The 20,782-nt window shown below is 35.2% G+C and carries 22 protein-coding genes and 1 pseudogene; 4 read left to right on the top strand and 19 right to left on the bottom strand.

Translation table 11 applies throughout. From position 1 onward, the window contains the following. Positions 1-15 precede the first annotated feature (15 nt). From EG348_RS13300 to EG348_RS13240, 13 genes are all read right to left on the bottom strand, one after another. Positions 16-849: a KGG domain-containing protein gene (locus tag EG348_RS13300; protein ID WP_123983513.1), complete on the bottom strand. Its 834-nt coding sequence runs from the start codon at positions 847-849 to the stop codon at positions 16-18. Positions 850-1,037: 188 nt separating this feature from the next. After that, positions 1,038-1,259, bottom strand: coding sequence for a hypothetical protein (locus tag EG348_RS13295; RefSeq protein WP_123983512.1), 222 nt, complete (start codon positions 1,257-1,259; stop codon positions 1,038-1,040). Positions 1,260-1,474: 215 nt separating this feature from the next. After that, the gene (locus EG348_RS13290) at positions 1,475-2,098 is read right to left on the bottom strand and encodes a hypothetical protein (protein WP_123983511.1); all 624 of its coding nucleotides are present in this window, start codon (positions 2,096-2,098) and stop codon (positions 1,475-1,477) included. A gap of 27 nt (positions 2,099-2,125) precedes the next feature. Next, positions 2,126-2,779, bottom strand: coding sequence for a DUF6766 family protein (locus EG348_RS13285; RefSeq protein WP_123983510.1), 654 nt, complete (start codon positions 2,777-2,779; stop codon positions 2,126-2,128). Positions 2,780-2,839: 60 nt separating this feature from the next. Then, on the bottom strand, positions 2,840-4,309 hold the full coding sequence (locus EG348_RS13280; protein WP_123983509.1) for an alpha-amylase: 1,470 nt from the start codon (positions 4,307-4,309) through the stop codon (positions 2,840-2,842). Positions 4,310-4,319: 10 nt separating this feature from the next. Next, entirely contained in the window at positions 4,320-5,072 is a 753-nt protein-coding gene (locus tag EG348_RS13275) for an SDR family oxidoreductase (protein WP_123983508.1), read from the bottom strand. Between the two features lie 11 nt (positions 5,073-5,083). Then, a complete protein-coding gene (locus EG348_RS13270; RefSeq protein ID WP_123983507.1) occupies positions 5,084-5,878 on the bottom strand; it encodes an SDR family NAD(P)-dependent oxidoreductase in 795 nt (264 codons plus the stop codon). A gap of 5 nt (positions 5,879-5,883) precedes the next feature. Then, on the bottom strand, positions 5,884-6,384 hold the full coding sequence (locus EG348_RS13265) for a CinA family protein (RefSeq protein ID WP_123983506.1): 501 nt from the start codon (positions 6,382-6,384) through the stop codon (positions 5,884-5,886). A 56-nt stretch (positions 6,385-6,440) separates the two neighbouring features. Further along, positions 6,441-7,607, bottom strand: coding sequence for a zinc-dependent alcohol dehydrogenase (locus EG348_RS13260; protein WP_123983505.1), 1,167 nt, complete (start codon positions 7,605-7,607; stop codon positions 6,441-6,443). Positions 7,608-7,778: 171 nt separating this feature from the next. Then, a complete protein-coding gene (locus EG348_RS13255) occupies positions 7,779-8,045 on the bottom strand; it encodes a CCC motif membrane protein (protein WP_123983504.1) in 267 nt (88 codons plus the stop codon). A gap of 214 nt (positions 8,046-8,259) precedes the next feature. Beyond that, positions 8,260-8,871 carry a DUF4142 domain-containing protein gene (locus EG348_RS13250; RefSeq protein WP_123983503.1) on the bottom strand — a complete coding sequence of 204 codons (612 nt, stop codon included), beginning with the start codon at positions 8,869-8,871 and terminating at the stop codon, positions 8,260-8,262. A 54-nt stretch (positions 8,872-8,925) separates the two neighbouring features. After that, positions 8,926-11,070: a catalase gene (locus tag EG348_RS13245; RefSeq protein ID WP_123983502.1), complete on the bottom strand. Its 2,145-nt coding sequence runs from the start codon at positions 11,068-11,070 to the stop codon at positions 8,926-8,928. Positions 11,071-11,603: 533 nt separating this feature from the next. Continuing rightward, positions 11,604-12,200, bottom strand: coding sequence for a Crp/Fnr family transcriptional regulator (locus EG348_RS13240; protein ID WP_164463292.1), 597 nt, complete (start codon positions 12,198-12,200; stop codon positions 11,604-11,606). 369 nt (positions 12,201-12,569) lie between these two features. Between EG348_RS13240 and EG348_RS13235 the strand changes: the two genes are divergently transcribed. Together EG348_RS13235 and EG348_RS13230 are read left to right on the top strand one after the other, a co-directional pair. Further along, positions 12,570-13,166 carry a Crp/Fnr family transcriptional regulator gene (locus EG348_RS13235; RefSeq protein ID WP_123983500.1) on the top strand — a complete coding sequence of 199 codons (597 nt, stop codon included), beginning with the start codon at positions 12,570-12,572 and terminating at the stop codon, positions 13,164-13,166. Between the two features lie 536 nt (positions 13,167-13,702). Next, on the top strand, positions 13,703-14,299 hold the full coding sequence (locus EG348_RS13230; protein ID WP_123983499.1) for a Crp/Fnr family transcriptional regulator: 597 nt from the start codon (positions 13,703-13,705) through the stop codon (positions 14,297-14,299). Positions 14,300-14,478: 179 nt separating this feature from the next. On the opposite strand, the gene EG348_RS13225 is transcribed toward EG348_RS13230, so the two are convergent. Both EG348_RS13225 and EG348_RS13220 read right to left on the bottom strand, forming a co-directional pair. Further along, positions 14,479-14,859 carry a low affinity iron permease family protein gene (locus tag EG348_RS13225; protein WP_123983498.1) on the bottom strand — a complete coding sequence of 127 codons (381 nt, stop codon included), beginning with the start codon at positions 14,857-14,859 and terminating at the stop codon, positions 14,479-14,481. A gap of 407 nt (positions 14,860-15,266) precedes the next feature. Further along, entirely contained in the window at positions 15,267-16,064 is a 798-nt protein-coding gene (locus EG348_RS13220; RefSeq protein WP_317126970.1) for an SDR family oxidoreductase, read from the bottom strand. Between the two features lie 300 nt (positions 16,065-16,364). Between EG348_RS13220 and EG348_RS22000 the strand changes: the two are divergent. Further along, positions 16,365-16,415: pseudogene (locus EG348_RS22000) on the top strand (hypothetical protein); the annotation flags it as partial. Further along, positions 16,415-17,008 carry a transposase gene (locus EG348_RS13215; protein WP_228414738.1) on the top strand — a complete coding sequence of 198 codons (594 nt, stop codon included), beginning with the start codon at positions 16,415-16,417 and terminating at the stop codon, positions 17,006-17,008. The pseudogene EG348_RS22000 and the gene EG348_RS13215, both read left to right, overlap by 1 nt. A 135-nt stretch (positions 17,009-17,143) precedes the next feature. On the opposite strand, the gene EG348_RS21875 is transcribed toward EG348_RS13215, so the two are convergent. The 4 genes from EG348_RS21875 to EG348_RS13185 form a co-directional block, all read right to left on the bottom strand. Next, positions 17,144-17,284 (bottom strand): hypothetical protein, encoded by a 141-nt coding sequence (locus EG348_RS21875; RefSeq protein WP_228414737.1) that lies wholly within the window; start codon positions 17,282-17,284, stop codon positions 17,144-17,146. 576 nt (positions 17,285-17,860) lie between these two features. After that, on the bottom strand, positions 17,861-18,880 hold the full coding sequence (locus tag EG348_RS13205) for a YhcG family protein (RefSeq protein WP_123983496.1): 1,020 nt from the start codon (positions 18,878-18,880) through the stop codon (positions 17,861-17,863). Between the two features lie 647 nt (positions 18,881-19,527). Further along, entirely contained in the window at positions 19,528-19,956 is a 429-nt protein-coding gene (locus tag EG348_RS13190) for a hypothetical protein (protein WP_123983494.1), read from the bottom strand. Between the two features lie 226 nt (positions 19,957-20,182). Next, positions 20,183-20,716, bottom strand: coding sequence for a dihydrofolate reductase family protein (locus EG348_RS13185; RefSeq protein ID WP_123983493.1), 534 nt, complete (start codon positions 20,714-20,716; stop codon positions 20,183-20,185). Between the last annotated feature and the right edge of the window lie 66 nt (positions 20,717-20,782).

Here is a 20,782-nt window from a genome sequence, read left to right as displayed (position 1 = left end):
ACAGCCTAAAAAGAATTATGAATTACGTCTGCCTCCGAATCCGGATCTGCCGGATCCTGAAGATCTTCCACCACCATGAGAAGCCTGACCTCCCATTCTGGCTATTCTTGTACGTTCAGATTTACTCATTGAAGCAAAACCTCTTTTTGATGTTCCTCCTCCTGAATTAGAACCTCTCTTACTACCTCCTGACCCGGAGTTAGAATTAGAGCCACGGCCGCTTCCTGAACCGGAGTTTGATCCACGGCTATTTCCTGTACCGGAGCTTGAACTACGCCCTCTTCCTGAACCACTGTTTCCGCCCGATCTTGAATTGGAGTTTCTTGAGCTTCCTCCATTGTTTGATCCTGATCTTCCTGATCCTGAATTTGATCTTGATCCTGACCCAGATCCGGATCCTGAAGATCTTCCGCTTCCTCCTGACCTTGATCCAGAACCTGAACGGGATCCTCCACGAGAGCTACTGCCAGAACTTCCTCTGCTACCAGAACTAAATCTTCCCTGACTATCCCTGTTTTGACTACCGCCTCTTGAACCTCTGCTTCCGCCTCTTGAACCTCTGCCCCTATTATCGTCATCGTCATCATCGTCGTCATCATCGTCATCATCGTCGTCATAATCATAATCATCATCGTCGTCATAATCGTCATCATAATCTTCGTCATCATACCCTCCTTCCTCATCGAAATAGTCTTCAAAATCTGAGAAATCATCATCGTACTCCTCATCCTCACTTCCGTCGTTATAACCATGCTCATAACCTAATTGGTACGCTTCCTCAAGCATTGATTGGTCATCATCTGATGAATTTCTGCCTGAACTTCTGTTGTTTGAATTTCTAGTGTTCATAAATTTTACTTTTTGAAATTAATATTTAGTGATGTACCGCAGTCCTTGACTAGTATCAGACTACAGTCGGTTTATTTTTAATGTTTAGACAATACAATTCCCGCACACCGTAGAAACAGTGTGAAACATGATTGAATAATACTTTTAGTTATTCTATTATTCTGTAATAAGTTAAATTATACGTGTCCCTATTTAGAGCTCACGCCAGCTGAATCCTTCATCTTAATAGTGGCAACACTATCATTTTGATTTCTTGATGTAGCACCTGTTGTGTCTGGCCGAGTGGAATTTATATTCATTGAATCTGTAGCAGATGTATCAGTAGTAATTGGTGGTGCTGTTTGTACTTCTTTTTTACAACTGATTGTCAAAAGCCCGAGAAGAAGAGCTAAAGAGATTATTGCTTTCATATAACATATTTTAATTTGGTGTATCAAAGCTACAAGCTCAGTAAGGCAAATCCTATGACAATGATCATAATCGATTCATAAATTTTATTAAATTTTATTAAATTTTACTCTTCAGCTATTTATATGATAAGAAAGAATAGAATCCCTCTAACATTTTTTTAGATAGTAATTATTACTTTCTTTAGAAGAATTAATATGATTTCAAAATCTATATATCACCAGGATCGAAACTCAACTAACCCATCTGTCAAAATTTTCCATTGAATTTTTGAAATTCCCACCATTCCTCCAAGGGCAATAGCTAAATTCCTTGCTTTGTCTGCGATCTGAGCATCCATATTCGGTGTCTCGTTACGTCCGTAAATACCTGCTTTTATAAAGTCTTTCCCTCGTGATACAATAAAGGTAGAGCTTGCATCTCCCGTGTAAAAGTGTGCGGTGTGCGTATTTATTTTACCCGGTATCCCCGATGGTTTACACTCAATAATCAGCTGCTCCAAAATTTCATCATTAGCAGATAAATTTTCATACATATCTGTTATCTCGACCCAATCAAACCCTCTTGCTTCAAAATTGCCCGGCCCTGGAATATCAATCCTAATGAAATCTCCTTTTTCAGGTAATCTCTTTTTTAAAATCCCATTTTTATCGTGCAGTTTAAAATCCGCACCAACTCCACTAGCATAATAATTCCAGTAATTTACTGACAAAAGGCGATGTTTTAAAGTCTTATACAAATCAACTATATCTTCAAAATCTTTAGCTAAACGAATACTTTCCGTATCGTGAAAACTTCCTTTTTCTTGCGGGGGTACCCCTGTGATCAATTGTGGCTTCATTTCGTATTTTTTTGTGTAACTAAACATTTAATTTTCATTATGCGGCATATCAACTGGCTTTGATTCCGGAGAGCCTTTTTCTCTGAGCCAAATTGAAAGGATAACCAGCGAAGCAACTGCTAAAAACTCACTCTGCCAGTTTTGAAACGACTCAAACCAAAAACGGGCATCATACAAATATTCCTGAATCGGCATCACAGGCAGTTCTTTAGCAATCTGCTCACCACTGTATTCTTCATAGCTTCCATAAAAATGACAGGTAAAACTGATAAGAAAAAGAATACCAAAAGCAATTGATAGTGAATGTTTATAGAGAATAAGCCATACACCACCCTGTTTAACCGGCCATGGTGCATTGGAATGAGGTCGAGGTTCTTTATCAACATCTTCTTTTTCATCCAAAGACTTTGATTCACTTGACCCCTCCTGTCTGAGAAAAACAGTCAGAACAACATACAGCATCATTTGTAAAAATTCACTTTCCCAGTTTTCAAAAGTGGCATGAACAAAATGGCCGCTGTGTAGATATTCTCCGATACTTAAAAGATTCTGCCCTTCTTCAGCCAATTCTTTGTTTTCAGTTTTCCAACCCGTCATGACCTGCCCGTACAGGCAGACAAACATCAATATAAAAAGAACAATACTTAAACTGTTGCGGTAAAAGAAATTATGTTTATTCATTGATACTTGATTTTATTTGATTGAATTTATTTTTAAAATAGGGTTTGCATCAGTGAAGATTTATTTTTTAACCCAAACGCTTACTGACCTTGCATTTACTTTAAAGATTCCTTTACCATTGTTATCCACCACAATTTCTTCTTGTCTTTGTTGCAAAAAATCATACAATACAGCATTTGAATATTCTTCACCCCACATTATTTCTTTGCAGGCTTTTCCATTATTTGAAATAATGACCAGACAGCCTTTATTCTTTTTATCACCCATACGCATGAATGCAATACAATTGGGATCATCAAAAAAATTGACTTGTGAGCCGTATCCAAATTGTTGTCTTGCCTCCATTAATTTTGGTAGGATCTCAACTTTACGGATTTCAACATGTATTTCTTTACCGTCTTTCATATCCGAATACTTGGCTCCGAAAAGGTCAGGATAAAAGACACATGGATAGGCTTTTTCTGATAACAAAATGATGGAATAAGCTATTGGTTTAAACCATTCTTTAACAGTGGACTCCAACGCCTGAAGCTTTTGTGTATCATGATTTTCAACAAAAGAAACGGTAAAAACAGGCATCTGTTGTAACAAAGAATTATCAAGAATCTGACGCAGGTCGTACTGATCTCCTTCTTCAGATGCTTTGAAAAAATTATAGTGTAGGGGCACATCGAAACATGAAATTAAATTACTCATTTCATCAGAGAAATAATTTATTTTTCCGGCCTCTTCTTTCCAAAACTCCCCCAAAATATAATAGTCAGAATTAATTTCTGTTTTAATATAAGTAATCCACTCTTTTAAAAATTCTGAAGAAATATGCTTTAAGGCATCCAACCTTACCCCGTCGACTTTGGTACTTTCAAGATACCATTTGATCCAGTTTTTCATCTCCTGAATAACATCTGGGTTTCTGTATTCTACATCGGCGCCCATGAGATAATCATAATTTCCGAGCTGATGACTCACTGAAGGGTTCCATTCCGTGCCGTATTCATTTATAATCTTAAAGATACCCAGTACCTCTTCTCCATTTCTCTTAATGCAGTCTATTCCACTAAAACAACGATGATCCCAGTTAAAATCTGAATACATTCCATTCCGGGCAGAAAAAGTAAATTTTGTCATTGCTGATGCTTCAAAAGGTTGTTCTATAGTCTTAATACGATTATCCTCCTCAACCTGTTGTACAAAGATATTTTCTGGTTCGTCTCCACCCATTCTGTGATTAAGAACAATATCGGCATATACACTCATACCTTCCTCATGTGCTGCTTCAATTGCTTTAAGGTATTCTTTCTTAGTTCCGTATCTGGTTGCAATACTACCTTTCTGGTCAAATTCTCCTAAATCATATAGATCATATACGTCATAACCCCGGCCTTCCTTACCGAGAAAGCACTTTGTTGCAGGAGGAAACCATACCGCAGTAAAACCAAGCTGTTTTAAATAACCCACCTTTTCTGCAAACTCATTCCATAAATTCCCGGAATGGTACCAATGAAAAAACTGAATCATTACTCCGTTCATAACCCATAATTTAACCGTTGACAATGAGCCCACCGTTCGGATGGAGAACCTGCCCCGTCATCTGTGCTGAAGCATCGGTAGCTAAAAACAGATAACTTGAAGCAATCTCATCCGTATTAGCATTTCTTTCCAGTGGAGGCTTGCTTTGATCGTCTTCTTCTTCACCAAAAGTTTTCTTAGTAAGGGGTGTCGCTACCGGTCCAGGTGCTACTGCATTGATCCGAATTCCTTTAGGTTTCGCCTGTAATGCCAGCGATCTCGTAAAAGAAACAATTGCCCCTTTTGTAGCTGAATAATCTAATAATTCTTCATGCCCCATATAAGCCACTGCGGAGGTCGTATTAACAATGGAACTCCCTTTTTTTAAATGGGAAAAAACTTCCTTGGTAAGTAAAATCATTCCAATGATATTGGAATTAAATGTCTTTCGGATGTTTTCTTCTGTAAGGTCAATAATATTATCTGCAGGAATTTGTGTTCCTGCATTATTTACCAAAATGTCAATTTTCCCAAACTCGGCAACTGTTTTTGAGACGGTTACTTTACAAAAATCTATATCATTGATATCTCCGCCAAAACATATAGCACGCCTTCCTAGAGCTTCAATTTCCAATTTTGTTTTCTCTGCATCTTTGTCGTCTTTATAATAGATAAACGAAATATCCGCACCTTCTTTGGCAAATAATAAGGCAATTGCTTTACCTATTCCGCTGTCTGCTCCTGTAATGAGCACTGATTTATTCTCCAATTGCAGCCTCTCCATACTATTAAAATTTATACATCCTGTGGTTCCTGCATTTTTCCCATACGATATGCTGCCATGCTATCGCTTGCCAGATTAGACATGGCTACCGTTAATTTATTTTTCAACCCCGAGATTATTTTATCCTCTCCATTCATCAGAGCATCATAGCCATCCTTAGCCACTTCTTCCGGAGTGCTGAAACTCTCTTTATCTTCCATAATCTTACTTCTGTTCATCTGGGCTTTGTTGAAGAAATCTGTAGCGGTCGGTCCTGGAAGAAGTGCCGTAACCGTAATTCCGGTATCTTTTAACTCTTCACGAATCGCCTCAGACCATGATAAGATAAAAGCTTTACTTCCATGATAAACTGATTGCCATGGACCGGGTGCTTTACTTGCAATTGAAGCCAGATTCAGTATTTTTCCTGATCCTTTGCTGATACGATCCTTTAGGAAAAGTTTGGTTAAAATCAGAACTGCATTTATATTGAGCCTGACAATATCCAATTCCCGATGTATATCTGTATCTTCAAATTTTCCATAGAAGCCCTGTCCTGCGTCATTCACCAATATTTCCGGGCTAATATCGTTGAGTCTAAGTTCGGCATACATAGAAAAAACATCATCTTCTTTAAAGAGATTTTTTGCCTGGGTTACCACCTTAACACCATATTTTTTAAATTCATTGGCTTTTTCAAGCAGTTGATCATGACTGCGCGATACAATAACCAGATGGTAGCCATTTTTTGCGAATAATTTCGCCAATTCATATCCGATTCCACTGGTTGCACCGGTGATCAGTACATATTGATTTTTGATTTCCATATTGTTTATTTTAAAATAATCATTTGATTGAGTTCACATTTAAAGCATCCGAGAATAAATTCCGCGTAATACAGCTGGGCTATTGAAGCATTTGTTTTATGGTGAAGTTCCAGTTTTTTGGATAAAATGATTTCATTTTTGTAGGCGAATGAAAAATGCGCGAAAATTTTTTGATCCGATTCTTTCACAGGAGTTGCATATCCGGTGACAGATATTCCCCAGTCCGTATTGAATAATGCACTAACATTCAACGCCATTTCATCGGCAACTTCCTTAGAAACACAATCACACTTTATCGCTTCCTGCTCATCAACTTTCAAAAGTTTTACTTTTTCCTCAAGAGTATAGGCGGTTATGCCACCTTTAAAAAATTCAGAGGCATCTTTCATCTGCGAAAATGAAAACTGCAGGCAGCCAGCAGTAACACTTTCTGCCACAGAAACTGATTCATGGGCAGATTTCAGTGCCCCGCCGATATAATCCAACAAAGACTGTTTAAATTCCATGAGAATACATTTTAATTAATTAAGAATACGTCTCTCCTAATACTATAGAGATTTACTTATCTCCAGGGATCAAGCACGACTTTTACACATCCGTCCTGCTTTTTATCAAATATTTCATATCCTTTTGCCACCTCGTCAAGGGAAAGGCGGTGCGTTATGATATCATCGAGTTTTACCTGCCCGGTTTCCACATATTTCATTAATTTATCAATGATTGCATGAACCGGAGATTGCCCCGCTTTAAGCGTAATGCCTTTATCAAAAAGCTGACCTACCCTAAAATTGTCATAATTCATGGGATAGACTCCTAATATGGAAACAAAACCTCCGCGTCTTACTCCACTCATACACGCATCCAGCACTTTGATAGAACCTTTTTCAAAATTGACAACTGCCTTTGCTCTATCCATCAGATTTCTGTCCGGTTCAAAACCTACAGCATCTATGCATAAATCGGCACCTCTGCCATTGGTCATGCTTCTGATTTCGTCAACAGTCTGTTTAGCGTCTTCCCAAAGAATGGTTTCGCATCCTGTAAGATTTTTTATCTGATCCAGTCTATATTGAAGGGTATCAATAACAATTACTTTGTTTGCATGATGAAGAATAGTACTTTTTACGGCCATTGATCCCACAGGGCCCGCACCGAAAATGGCTACCGTTTCTCCACCTTTAAGGTCCGCCCACATTACGCCGGTATACCCTGTAGGAAAAATATCAGTAAGAAAAAGCACCTGTTCATCGGTCAATGAATCAGAAACCTTTCTAGGCCCGAAATTAGCATAAGGAACTCTTACATATTGTGCCTGCCCGCCATTATACCCACCATACAGATCGGTATAACCAAACATTCCACCTCCTTTTTCAGTAACCAAGCCTCCTTCGGGACCATAATTTTCTATATTGGAGTTTTCACAGCCTGATGGTAAATCATGCTGGCAGAAGTAACACCCTCCGCATGCAATCGGAAATGGTACAACAACTCTGTCGCCCGCTTGTAGATGATGGATGTTTTTTCCTACTTCCTCCACAATTCCCATAAACTCATGTCCCATTACCATAGGACGTGGCTGAGGAATTCCTCCCGAATACATGTGAAGGTCACTACCACAGATTGCGGTAGAAGTTACACGAAGAATAATATCATTTTGATCTTCAATCTTCGGATCATCGACGGTATCGCAGGTAATGTTACCCGGCGAATGAAAAACTGCTGCTTTCATATTGTTATATTTTATGGTTTGGTGTTTATTCGTTATATGTGGTCATTAGACCCTAAAAAGCTGATGCGTTGGCCACTTCAAATTGTAATCTGATTAAAATGGCTGACGTAAGATCTGGGTAAAGTTTTTTATACCTCAGCAATGGTAGAGGATATCCCCATCCCTTAACAACTAAAGATAGTGTACCAACAATAAATAAATGAGGCAAAGGGAACTTAGACTTATCCCAAGAATGCTTAGCATTCTTCCTGTTTTTAAATTGTCGAAATTGGAGTAACCTGCTTTATTTTTATCGTATACTTTTTTATCCTTTCTGTAAAGAAAAAGAGCGATGCCTCCGGTAAGTATTCCCGGGATTCCGTAACAACAGCATAAGGCTACAGAAGAAATTCCGAGCACTAGTACTGCTGTAGCATTGGGTAATTTGGAATTTCTCATGATGATAGGTTTTGAAGCCAGTAGATTATTCCAGTAATAAAATGCAGCGGCATTAATGATTAAACACTGTCTTTATAAACATTAATTTTCTGGGGTGTAAATAAATAATTTAAACCATCGAACCGTCAGCATCAGATTTTCAGAAACAATATAACGTCCTTCGAATAATATCCGATAACCCTTTCAAGATAGATTACCGGATATTTATTCGACATTATTTTACAGCATCTTTTGCTTTTTTAGATTCCATTAAATGATGATCTAAAGTGGGAAGCGTTTTAGCGGCAAAATTTTTCAGAGAGGATTCGTAACCGTCAGCAGCTTCTTTCTTGAAATCAGCTATTGTTTTTTCATGATCCTTAACCATCATATCGGTATACATACGATCAAAATCAGCTCCTTTTTTTGCCTTCAGATCATCGTATGCCTTCTGTTGGTCTGCATCTAAACCGGTAGGCAAAGTGTAAGCAGTTTTAGAGGCCCATTGTTGTAATTCTTCGTTGGCTTTAGTGTGATCCTTTACCATCATTTCACCCAGTTTTTTAACCGCTGAGTTAGTCGCATTTTGAGATGCAAGTTTTCCCGCCATCATTTCCATCATTCCTCCTTTTGCTGCTGCATCAGCAAATTTTCGATCCTGATCATTTAATGATGTTGCTTCAGAAGACGTTTGGGAAGTTGAAAGAGAATCTTCAGGCATTGCACCCGAATCCACAGGAGCTGACATTTCGCTATGATCAGCTGAATGATCAACAGTAGTGGTTTCTTTTTTGTTACATGCCGTTATTGCAGCAATGGCTACAATGATTAGAATTGTTTTTTTCATAATATTTTAATTTGTTGGTGTTGATATGAATGTCAAGTAGTTTCTACTCATTTTTTATACTAATCCGTTTCTTTCTTTTTCAAACTGCCATACCCTGTGATTAGCTATCGCCTCAACAAATAAGTCATCAGAATCAGTATCCTTAGCAGAAATTACTCCAGGATCATCATGTTTGATCGATGCCATATCTGTAAGGTTTTTGATTACTTCAGTATCATATCCAAAGTAAATGGCTTTACAGTGACGGAATGCTTCATTAATAAAATCAACCGTCATATTTTTATTTCCAGGCTTTACAAAGCCTTCTGCAGATTTTGCACCGCCACAGATATACAGGGCATCAAAACAAACACTTGAAGTTGTAGATAATGAATGATCCGGAATGTACGTCTGGCCGTCCGAAGATTTTACCGGTGCTACGGAATCAGCAATATATTGTACAACTGCACCCTGCCCTTCTAATTTTTCTATTAAATGATCGGTAGAAGCAGCATCAAACCCATCAGTCATCATAAAGCCAATTATACGACTCTCAATGGTATCTTTAACGGTATTGGCCATACTCAGCGCTTCTGAAAATTTTAAGGAAGGTTCAGTTTCTGCACTTTGGAGACTTGCTGGATCGGCATCTGCAGGAATACTTTGATTGGGCTGATCGAGAATTTTAACCTCAACACCTAATCTGGATGCCACTTCCTTTGCCAAATCTTTGTTTACAAAAGCTAACTGACCAACCATTCGTTCTCTGATGACAGGAAGCGTTACTTTTGAAAGCTCAAAAACCAATGCATTTTGCAGATGCGTTTTTTCAAAGGCAGACTGACTGTTGTAAAATAATTTTGCTTGAGAATAATGGTCTACAAAACTTGAACTTCTTGCCCTTACTTTATGTCCTTCTACCCGCTCCTCCTGAGAGACAAAACCTCCTTCTTTCATCATAGCCTGAAACGGACAACCCCCACCCATTGAATTGGGTTCGTAACTTACTTTTCCTTTAACGATCTGCTGACGCATGTGTCCGTCACGCTTATTATTGTGAATGGTTGTAATAGACCTGTTTATCGGAATTTCATGAAAATTCGGAGAGCCTAATCTGGTAAGCTGAGTATCGGTGTACGAGAAAAGTCTTCCCTGTAAAAGAGGATCATTGGTAAAATCTATGCCGGGAACAATATGACCGGGATGAAATGCTACCTGTTCTGTTTCTGCAAAGAAATTATCCGGATTTCGGTTTAATGTTAGAGTCCCTACAAGTTCCACAGGAACAAGCTCTTCCGGGATAATTTTTGTAGGATCAAGGAGATCAAAATCAAATTTGTGTTCATCTTTTTCAGGAACTACCTGCACTCCGAAATCCCACTCAGGGAAAGCTCCGTTCTCAATGGCCTCCCAAAGGTCACGTCGATGAAAATCAGGATCATTTCCTGAAATCTTCTGTGCTTCGGGCCACGCCACCGAATGGACTCCCAATTTGGGTTTAAAATGAAATTTAACAAAGTGTACATCTCCCTGTTCATTGATAAATTTAAATGAATGCACGCCAAAACCTTCCATCATACGGAAGCTTCTCGGAATCGCACGGTCACTCATCAACCACATGATCATATGGGTACTCTCTGGCATTAATGAAATGAAATCCCAAAAAGTGTTGTGAGCTGAAGCAGCTTGTGGAATCTCATTATCCGGCTCAGGTTTTACCGCATGAACCAGATCTGGAAATTTTATAGCGTCCTGAATAAAAAATACAGGCATATTATTACCTACCAAGTCATAAACGCCTTCTTCCGTATAAAATTTTACAGCAAACCCTCTTACATCCCGAGCCAGATCTGTACTTCCTCTACTTCCGGCAACGGTAGAAAAACGCACAAATACAGGAGTCTCTTCGTCTATATTGTTTAAAAATTTAGCTTTTGTATATTTTGCCAGACTTTTATTTAATTTAAAAACACCGTGAGCACCGGAACCTCTTGCATGAACTACTCTTTCTGGAATTCGTTCGTGATCAAAATGAGTAATTTTTTCTCTTAGAATAAAATCTTCAAGAAGAGAAGGTCCTCTTTCGCCTGCTTTCAGTGAATCTTGGTTGTTATTGATCTTTAATCCCTGATTAGTGGTCAGTTTTTCGTTGCTGTTATCCGTTGTATGGTCTTGAAGTTGATCACGCTTCTGGTTTGATCCTAAATTTTCATTTTCCATATTTCTTGTTTTACGATTTGATGTAGGTGATGTTGACTTAGTATTTAATGTACTGTATCAGATAATGCGATACACCAGATTGTTTTAGGATGATTATCCAACTCATTATTATATTCTGAATAAAGTTTCTTTTGTAAAAAAAGAGAATCAACTAATTGGGTCGCGCCTATTAGAAAATAGAGTGCATTACCTCAACTTTCTATAAAATATTATAAAAAAGTAAGCAGCACAGATTAATCTGTGTCAGTATTTTAGTAATTGGTGTTCATATAATCTTTATTTTTATGGTGTATTTCAAAATTACAAATCCATAAAAATCTACCCTATGACTTAAGTCATATAGCAATAATTTATTGTAGTAATACCTATGAAAAAATTATAAATATTAATTGCCGAATTATCTATTTCAGGTATAAAAGAATATGCTTTTTAAACTCTTTGGTTTGGTTAAATTTATTCCAATCATCAGATAGCATCAAATGATAAAGTAACAGGCAAACCGGCAATAGGATAAATAGGTATGACTGAAAGTACTAATAAAATATTTTTCCACCAATATTTTTTACAATATTTTCACGTTCCATCTTTTTTAATACTCTTATCACTGTTTCTATTCTTAGCCCTGTTAGCGACGCAATTTCAAGACGGGTGTAGGGAATTTGATAAGCGTATTGTTCTGTCACATTATGATATTGCTTCAAACAGTCCATCACACAGATTATTTTACTGAAGGTGTTTGTGGATGATAAATTATTTAACATCACATAACGGTAGTGCATTCTTTCAGAGGTATATTGATAAAGTTTAAATAATATGCTTTTATCACTGTGAATCAGATCAAAGAATCTGGCTATTCCAACTTTAATAACTGCTACATCATTCATTGCTACTGCATTGACGGGATAAGGTCTTTCGGAAAATATAAAAGTTTCTCCAAGACAGTGCCCGGTCGAAGGTAAACTATGGATAAACTCTTTTCCTTCCTGATGATAATTGTTGATTTTTACATTGCCATATTTTATCTGATAATAAAATTTTGGTATTTCCGATTCTCTAAATATCATATCATTTTTGGTGAATTTCACTAATTGTCCTCCATAATGAAAGAGTAAATCTTCATCAACCAGCATATTGAAAAAATTATTAGGGGGTATTAAACTTGTACTAATTAAATTGCAGAACAAAAAAAAGCGACATATATCACTGATAAGTGTGCAATTAACCAGCATACAAAGGTAACGGTAAAGGACATTTCACATGTATGACCTAAATCATACGTACGAATTATGAGTACAAAATGTCAATCTGTCAAAGGAACAATTTTACCTATATGTATTTAAAAATTTAGGTAACCAATACAATCAAGAGATTTTTGGTTGCTGGTTTTTATATTATCTTTATATAAGAATTATACTATTTATTATTAAAAGATCTAGTATAATCAGGAATATTTAATATTTGATATTCTATTAACTTTAATTCAAAAACATAATACTATTATGATTATCGATCAAAATTTTTTGCAGTTATACGGTGCAGAAATATCACAGTTTAAGCCCCATGAAACAATATTTCAGGAAGGTGAAACTCCAAAACGTTATTATCAAATAATAGAAGGAAGAGTTAAATTAAATCATTATGATGAAGATGGGAAAGAGATTATTCAAAGTATTTTGTTTTCAGGACAGAGCGTTTGTGAGTTACTTCTTTTTATCACCGAAAAATATCCTGTCAATGCGATAACATTAACACCTTGTGAAATCATTACCATTCCAAAAGACAACTTCTTTAAATTACTTGGTGATCATCCCAGTGTTTCTCTCGACATCAACAAATTCATATCTGAAAGACTCTATCAAAAATTTGTCATGATGCAGCATAATTTATCATTGAGACCAGAGGTTAGACTTTTGGGAATTCTTGACTACTTTAAAAGCTATAGCAATAACAAAGAAAAATATTCATTTGAAGTGTATTTAACCAGAAAACAGATGGCTGCCATCACAGGTTTACGAATTGAAACCGTGATTAGAACTATTAAGAAAATGGAAAGTGATCATATATTAAAATTGATTAACAGTAAAATATTTTACTAAAACTTACTCATGATAATTCGTATTTGAGAGAGCTGTCTTTACCTCAAATTATAGGAGGTACTTTAATCCATATATAAATCGCAATATAGGATTAAGATAAAACAATTATGATTTAATTAACATATTTAAATTATAAAGCTTAAAATTGGTTTTCGACTGCCTCTACCAATGTATTTTATATTTTACAATAAACTAACTTTATAATCATAAATAATAGTAAATATACTACTATATGATTCAAAGCATATCATTTATAAAGCATTTGCATTATATTTGTTGCATATAATTTACCGATTAATTATAATTTCTCCATAACCAATTATGGAGCCTCAGCAATTTTCATCCGGAAGTCGCTGATAAATATTTAATTTAAATGGCACGATTCACTTTATGGGTTTTAGTCAACTCTAAGTTAGATTGTTTATTAAAAAATATATTGTAACATGAAGTAAAATTACGATTCCCCATGGCACTTTAATGATCCTTATATCGGGAATTTAAATCCACCCTTATCACTAACCACAAAAATTAATATTATGTTTTTTAAAGAAGAACTTTTACGCGCTATTGGAGCTGTAGAACAATATTACAATCCGGGAGATTACATATTCCGAGAAGGCGTAAGTCCCAAATTTTATTTTCAGATTATTGACGGTGATGTTAAACTAAACAACTATAATAGTTCAGGTAAAGAATTTATTCAAAGTATACTAAGTTCAAAAGATCCCGTAGGAGATTATATGTTATATCTAGAGCAGACATATCCCGTAAATGCCGTAGCTCTTTCGAATTGTACTATTCTTAAATTATGTGCAGATAAATTAACGCATTACTTAGATCAACACCCTAATCATTATTTGGAACTTTGTAAATCCTTATCAAAGAACCTGTACCGTAAATTTATTCTCATGAAGAAAATATCTTCTCCCAGTGCAGTTGAAAGGATTAAGGAAGTATTGGAGCTCATGAAGCATGATCAAGAAAATAAAACTCCATTTACGTATGAAGTTCCCATGACACGTCAACAATTAGCTTCTTTAACAGGATTATGTGTTGAAACGACTATCAGAGCTATAAAAAAAATGGAGCAAGAAAAAATAGTCCGGATTACAAACCGAAAAATTATGTATTGATCTTTGTGCATGTCCCCATGGGGGGACAATTATATTACAGTTTAATCCTATAGATAAAAAGGAATGTTCTTTCGAGCATTCCTTCATTATAATATATCGTACATTATTCATTTCTTCACAAAAGACAATGACTTTCGAGGTTCTTAATTTAAAATTAATCCAATCTACTTAAATTCCAACTACTTTCTGTTTTCGTGATTTTTAGGGAACTTGCCAAACTTCTCATATAGTTTGTGAAGCTCATCCAGTTCATCTTCTGTCAAATCTTCAATATCTACAATTCGATTATTGGCTTTGTCATGAGTTGAAATCAATTCGTCAAGCTTTATCTGTATGGCTTTAGAATCTTTATTCTGTGCTTTTTGGATTAGAAAAACCATGAGAAATGTAACGATGGTGGTTCCCGTGTTAATAACCATTTGCCATACTTCAGAAAATTTAAATATTGGCCCGGTAGCTGCCCAGATAATTACCAAAATACTTGCCCCGATAAATGCACCTGGACTTCCTGCAAAACAGGCAGCCCAATCTGCAAATCTGTCAAAAAAATTCTTTTTCATTTTATAAACTATAGGTGAAAATTATTACTAATATCGAAGCAATATTTAATAAAGATCACGTCTTTAATGATCATTTTTTGAATCACTTCTCAAAATATTTGGCTAGTAACGGAACCTTAAGAGTTAAATAGTTTAGATAAATAAAATTCTTACTGCCCAATCAAAGCTTTTTATGTGAGTTGCCAATTTCGAAAAAATTAGTTCAATTTAATATGATCAGGATCACTTCGACATCTATTTTTATCGGGGATTTGTGTCAAATGTATTACAAAAGATGTATTTCTTCAATGACTTATAGATCATGATGATGATAGTGTTGAAAAAGAAAATTCACTAAAAGTAATTATATATTTACATCAATAGAAGGTGCTTAAAGGAGCACCTTCTATTGAGTAAATACATTTTTTTTATGGTTGCCCATTACCACCTGCTGCACCATATATATGCCCAGTTGTAAAGCTGGCACTGTTATCAGCAAGCTGAACAAAGATGGAAGCAAGCTCAGCAGGCTGTCCCGGTCTGCCGAATGGAGTTTCTTTACCAAATTTTTCAATTTTCTCTTGTGTTTGCCCTCCGCTGATCTCAAGAGCAGTCCAAACGGGTCCTGGAGCGACACCATTCACACGGATTCCTTTTGATCCCAATTGCTTGGCTAATGATTTGATATAGCTTGTGGTCGCTGCCTTTGTTTGTGCATAATCATATAGATCCTCAGAAGGATCATAAGCCTGTACTGATGAAAGACCAATGATACATGATCCTGCTTCGAGATGTGGTAATGCGGCTTTTATGATCCAAAACGGTGCATAAAGATTGGTTTTCATAGTCCTGTCAAATTCTTCAGTACTTATATCCATTATGGATTCGTGCGTTTTCTGATGACCAGCATTATTTACCAGGATATCAATACCGTTCAATTCCTTAACCGCCTTAGATACTAATGTTTTACAGAAACTTTCATCTCTTATATCTCCCGGAATAGCAATAGCTTTGCGGCCTGCTTTTTTTATGAGAGCGATTACCTCTTTAGCATCAGCAGCTTCTTCAGGAAGATAGTTTATTGCTACATCAGCTCCTTCTCTAGCATATGCTATAGCAGCTGCCCGTCCGATACCGGAATCTCCACCAGTAATTAAAGCTTTTCTTCCTTTTAACCTTCCAGAGCCTATATAACTTTTTTCACCATGATCAGGCACTGGATCCATCTTACCTGCTAATCCTGGGAAGGGTTGAGACTGCCTTTTAAAAGGTGGTTTAGGATATTTTATCACTGGATCTGTCAATACTGAATCCCAATGGTTTTCTTTTTGTTGTAATGAGGATTCTCTTGAATTGATATGGGCTTTTGACACATCCTCACCCATTTCATTACTTTTTGTACTCTGCTTTTTCATTAATAAAGTATTTGGTGTGATCAAAGTTCAGCAACTATAAGACCATTAAATAACGTATTATCAAAATAACGAAAATATGATTTAATTATCATTTGGAATGCAATCCTTTATTTGTTGAAAACAGGCTGTCAGTGGAGGCTTCTACCCTCAAATTTTCCTAAATGGCAATTGGTTTATTACTATTATGCAAAATGGTCAAATCTGGAAGTTTTCGATTTATTATTATCAAAATTAAGGGAGAAAGTACGACGAAAAAAGGTCAGAAAGCGCAGGCAAGTTTAGGAATTATGGACAGCCAAAGTGTTCGTTGGGGAAATAACCGTTCACTTAATGGTTTCGACGGAGGAAAAAAAGTGAAAGGAATCAAAAGGCACATTGTGGTAGACAAAAACGGTTTTCTGTTGGCAGTAATGGTAAGTGTAGCTAACATTCATGACAGTAAAGCAGCACTGCTGTTAATGAAAACGCTTCAGTATTTATTGATTCCTCTTCAGGTGATTCTTGCCGATGGAGGTTATAGAGGAGATATCATTGAAGAAATAAGAATGAAATTTGGATATATAATTCAAATCGTTATGCGCAATAACAAAAAGGAAAACAAGTTTGAACCTATTCATAAAAGATGGATTATAGAACGTACTTTTTCTTGGTTTGATAATGACAGAAGACTCTGTAGAAACTATGAACTTCTCATGGAGTCTGCTGAAAACATAGTCAAATTATCTGCTATAAAATTATTATTGAACAAAATTTAAACAGGCTCTAAGATATCGTAAGAATCTAAAATGAGTCTAATAAAATTCCTGCTATTTATTTTTACAAAGTTCCAGACCTTTCGTAATAAAATCTCCGTATGAAATTTTTACTCCATCCCACTTTGGATCATCCAGTCATATCTCTGTGACATTACTAATATCAGTATTATTGTGCGAAGCACCTTTAGCAGTTCCATTTAAAGCATATGTCTTTCCATTGCTTGCTTTGCAGTAAATCTCTTTATAGCCAGAACAATAAACTTCAACTTCGTTCACCGAAAATGGCCATTTTTCTCCCTACTCCAATTTTGAAAACTGGATTGGATTTTGCTGGATTGGATTAGAACACGATAATGTAAATACTAAAAGTAATAAACTGTAGAGGATTACGTGTTGTATTTCTTTTACTTCTGACAGAATTTTAGGTGATTTATGTAAAAGAGAAAGAAACTTTTGTTCCAGTCTAGCCCCATAAATTTTTATTGAGATATAAATTTATTAATATTTTCCTTATTTTCTTGGTATTGGATGTATATTTAATCGTAAAAATATTCAAAAAAAGTCCTCGAATAAATCGGAGACTAAGAACTAATAACCATGAAAACTCAATAAACATGAGAATCCCTGCAAATATATTTATTTACGCTAATAAAAAAAGTCTCTGAATAAATTATTTTTTGAGGCAAGACAAAATTCAAATATTTTGTTCTGTAAATGACTTTAAAATCTCAAAATAGTGGCACCAGCTCCAAATGTTAGACAGTGTCTCACTTTTTGGAAATATTAAATACAGTTTTCGCATTTAAAAATATCTGCTTGAGCAGCTTTATAAATATCAGAATACTATACAGATTACTCATTTAGAACATTTTCCACTTCCTCGATCAGTTTTTGTTTGTCAGGCAAAATTGTCACATATTTTGAAGCATAAACATTATTTTCAAATCCACCCAAAATATATTCGGCTGTAATCTCATCTTTTTCAGCACAAAGAATTATTCCTATCGGAGGGTTATCGTTTTCTTCGTTAACTTCTGTTTTATAATAATTCAGATATGTATTTAATTGTCCTGCGTCAGCTATATTGAGTTTAGTCGTTTTTAATTCAATTAAGATATATGAACGTAGAATCTTATTATAAAAAACCATATCCACATAATAGTGAGTATTATTTATCGTAACTCTCTGCTGGGATCCTACAAACATAAATCCACGACCCAATTCCAGTAAAAAGTCCTCAATATGCCTGATTAATTTCGCTTCCAGATCCTTTTCCAAAATCGGTTTGTTTTCAGGAATTCCCAGAAATTCAAAAACATAGGGGTTTTTTAAAATATCTTCAGCATTTGTTATTTCCTGTCCTTTGTGAGCTAACTGTAATACTTTTTCTTTATTTTTAGTTCCTTGTGAAAGCAAAAGCCTTTCATAGAGTGAACTATCAATCTGTCTTTTCATTTCGCGAAATGACCAATTTGAATTGATAGTTTCATTTTCATAAAAACTTCGCTTTGTTCTATCTTCGATTACTAAAAGCTCGCAGACAAATGACCAGGTTAAGTGTCCAGACACTGTTTGGACATCAGGATATTCAATATAAAATTTCCTCATATTGAATAGATTGGAACGAGAAAAGCCTCTACCCAGCTCTTGACCTAGAAGCTTTGATAAATTCAGAATAATTTGTCTGGATGTTTTATTATCAAGATTATTTATTTTCTCGGTATCAACAATCTCTTTTCCAATTCTCCAATAAGTTAAAATTAATTCTTGATTAATTTTATGAGAAATATTCTTCCTTCCAGATAAAATGATAGATTTAATATTTTCAACCAAATCTTTATCAATGACTGTTAATTTACCTTTATCGCTCATAGTACAAAAATAACAAATTTATAGTTTCCTTAATATGCAAAAATAGAGTTCGCATCCACGCCGGTTTTCACCCAACAGGAATCAAAGGAATTTAATACATTTGAAAATGAAAGAACTATCTTTTTACGAATTTACACAGTTAACACAACGTGAACAATATGACCTGGTATTTACCAAAGGAGAATATATTGATTCGTCGGTGAAAAATGATGTGAAATTTGTGCTGTATAAATTGTATAGCTTTCATTTAGGAGCTATATATAATTGTTTGAAAGCAATACTTATTTAGAAAGTCAAAAAGATTTAATAGATTATTAAACATTTATTACTTCACAGCTAACAAAATCGTTCCACCGATAATAAGCAAGGTCCCAATCGCAGTTTTCAATGTTAATGTTTCTTAAAAAAAGAAGATTGATAAAAATAATAGCAATGGCTACACTTAATTTATCTACCGCCGCGACTTGCGAAACTTTGCCTATTTGTAAAGCCTTAAAATTAGATAAATGTAGCGATTAGGACATCACACTTCTAATCACTACATATAAGTAAGCCATTTATTCTATCGTCCAGGTTACAATAATATAAAATAAGGTTTCTCGTTACTCATGTTATACCTTTAGGCAATGCAATTATCTCAAAGAATCTCAAAGCATCTTCAATAATGTATGGCCTTGTACTTTCTTTTGGTTTCCAATCTTTATGAAGAAAATATCGACATATTGAACTAGCAGAGCTATAACAGCTGGCCGATTCAAATTGATATCAACAGTTTGTTGCTCATTAACTGGGTATGATTTATTATTAGGTAAAGGAGATTCATACTTATACAACCAAATTACTCCATCATCGGGATATCCTACGCGCCATTTTTCTTTTTCTATATCTGATTTAAGAGTTAAATTATCCTCTTCTCGAAACGAAAGTTGAAGCGGAGATTTTTTATGTCCTTCAAGATAAATCACAACCTTTTCAACGCATTTTGAGTGTTCATAATTTGTTAAATGAACATGCAACCTTTTCCATAAGTAAGTCTCATTGTCTATTTTAATTTTCCGTAATATATTTTTTTTCATTAAATGTCTTTTTAAAATGCATTATGACTTTCAAATTTACACATTGTCTCAATCTGATTTATATAACTTATTTATCCGACTAATATAAAAATTTACTTTGATCGTTTTTTGAGATTAAGTTATAGCAATTAAATGCCAGGTGTATTGGCGGGTTTTGAGCACAAAACTCTATAAAAAACCACTAGACCTGCTAACACACAAAACCAATACTGTCCGAATTTGTTTTTTATTTTTTTCGCTTGTAATGAAGTTGTGCCAATCCAGTATCAAATGTTTTGGCCTCGATAAATTCAAGTATTTGTTCAGGTCTTCCATCTTTGAAAAGTCTTGTTCCATTGCCTAATAAAACAGGTATAACCGAAATTATTAGCTCGTCTATTAAATCGTGTTTCAATAGTTCATTTATTACTTCTGCACCACCATCACAATAAATATTTTTTCCTTTTTCAGCCTTTAGTCGCTTGACCAATTCGGTTATGTTTCCTGTATAGAAAATTATTCTACCTTCTTGCGGTCTTTCAGTTCTTGTTATGACATAAACATCTCTTTTTCCGTTGTTGTAATGAGATGAGCCGATTTCTTTAAGCACATAATCATAGGTTCTTCTACCAATAATTAATGTGTCAATTGTATCTGTAAATTTTGCATAGCCATAGTCTTCTCCTTCCTTTTCAACGAGTTTTAAGAAACTAAGGTCATCATTAGGTTTTGCAATGTAGCCATCTAAGCTTGTTGCAATGAAAAGTGATATTTTTCGCATCTGTTTTAAATTGTAATGTTTCTGCAAAGTTACTTTTTGACAGCCAGTTGCACTTTGTAAAAATGC

Source organism: Chryseobacterium sp. G0201 (assembly GCF_003815655.1).
In the GTDB taxonomy this organism is placed as follows: domain Bacteria; phylum Bacteroidota; class Bacteroidia; order Flavobacteriales; family Weeksellaceae; genus Chryseobacterium.
The sequence above is the reverse complement of the archived record's forward strand: the minus strand, read 5'-3'. Positions and strand labels throughout refer to the sequence as shown.

Coding starts and splice junctions, on each gene's coding strand:
- EG348_RS13245 (WP_123983502.1), bottom strand. CDS start 11,070: ATGGAAAATGAAAATTTAGGATCAAACCAGAAGCGTGATCAACTTCAA.
- EG348_RS13190 (WP_123983494.1), bottom strand. CDS start 19,956: ATGAAAAAAAATATATTACGGAAAATTAAAATAGACAATGAGACTTAC.
- EG348_RS13230 (WP_123983499.1), top strand. CDS start 13,703: ATGTTTTTTAAAGAAGAACTTTTACGCGCTATTGGAGCTGTAGAACAA.
- EG348_RS13270 (WP_123983507.1), bottom strand. CDS start 5,878: ATGGAAATCAAAAATCAATATGTACTGATCACCGGTGCAACCAGTGGA.
- EG348_RS13275 (WP_123983508.1), bottom strand. CDS start 5,072: ATGGAGAGGCTGCAATTGGAGAATAAATCAGTGCTCATTACAGGAGCA.
- EG348_RS13285 (WP_123983510.1), bottom strand. CDS start 2,779: ATGAATAAACATAATTTCTTTTACCGCAACAGTTTAAGTATTGTTCTT.
- EG348_RS13295 (WP_123983512.1), bottom strand. CDS start 1,259: ATGAAAGCAATAATCTCTTTAGCTCTTCTTCTCGGGCTTTTGACAATC.
- EG348_RS13240 (WP_164463292.1), bottom strand. CDS start 12,200: ATGCTGGTTGATGAAGATTTACTCTTTCATTATGGAGGACAATTAGTG.
- EG348_RS13225 (WP_123983498.1), bottom strand. CDS start 14,859: ATGAAAAAGAATTTTTTTGACAGATTTGCAGATTGGGCTGCCTGTTTT.
- EG348_RS13255 (WP_123983504.1), bottom strand. CDS start 8,045: ATGAGAAATTCCAAATTACCCAATGCTACAGCAGTACTAGTGCTCGGA.
- EG348_RS13260 (WP_123983505.1), bottom strand. CDS start 7,607: ATGAAAGCAGCAGTTTTTCATTCGCCGGGTAACATTACCTGCGATACC.
- EG348_RS13290 (WP_123983511.1), bottom strand. CDS start 2,098: ATGAAGCCACAATTGATCACAGGGGTACCCCCGCAAGAAAAAGGAAGT.
- EG348_RS13280 (WP_123983509.1), bottom strand. CDS start 4,309: ATGAACGGAGTAATGATTCAGTTTTTTCATTGGTACCATTCCGGGAAT.
- EG348_RS13205 (WP_123983496.1), bottom strand. CDS start 18,880: ATGAGCGATAAAGGTAAATTAACAGTCATTGATAAAGATTTGGTTGAA.
- EG348_RS13300 (WP_123983513.1), bottom strand. CDS start 849: ATGAACACTAGAAATTCAAACAACAGAAGTTCAGGCAGAAATTCATCA.
- EG348_RS13215 (WP_228414738.1), top strand. CDS start 16,415: ATGGCAATTGGTTTATTACTATTATGCAAAATGGTCAAATCTGGAAGT.
- EG348_RS13235 (WP_123983500.1), top strand. CDS start 12,570: ATGATTATCGATCAAAATTTTTTGCAGTTATACGGTGCAGAAATATCA.
- EG348_RS13185 (WP_123983493.1), bottom strand. CDS start 20,716: ATGCGAAAAATATCACTTTTCATTGCAACAAGCTTAGATGGCTACATT.
- EG348_RS13250 (WP_123983503.1), bottom strand. CDS start 8,871: ATGAAAAAAACAATTCTAATCATTGTAGCCATTGCTGCAATAACGGCA.
- EG348_RS13265 (WP_123983506.1), bottom strand. CDS start 6,384: ATGGAATTTAAACAGTCTTTGTTGGATTATATCGGCGGGGCACTGAAA.
- EG348_RS13220 (WP_317126970.1), bottom strand. CDS start 16,064: ATGGATCCAGTGCCTGATCATGGTGAAAAAAGTTATATAGGCTCTGGA.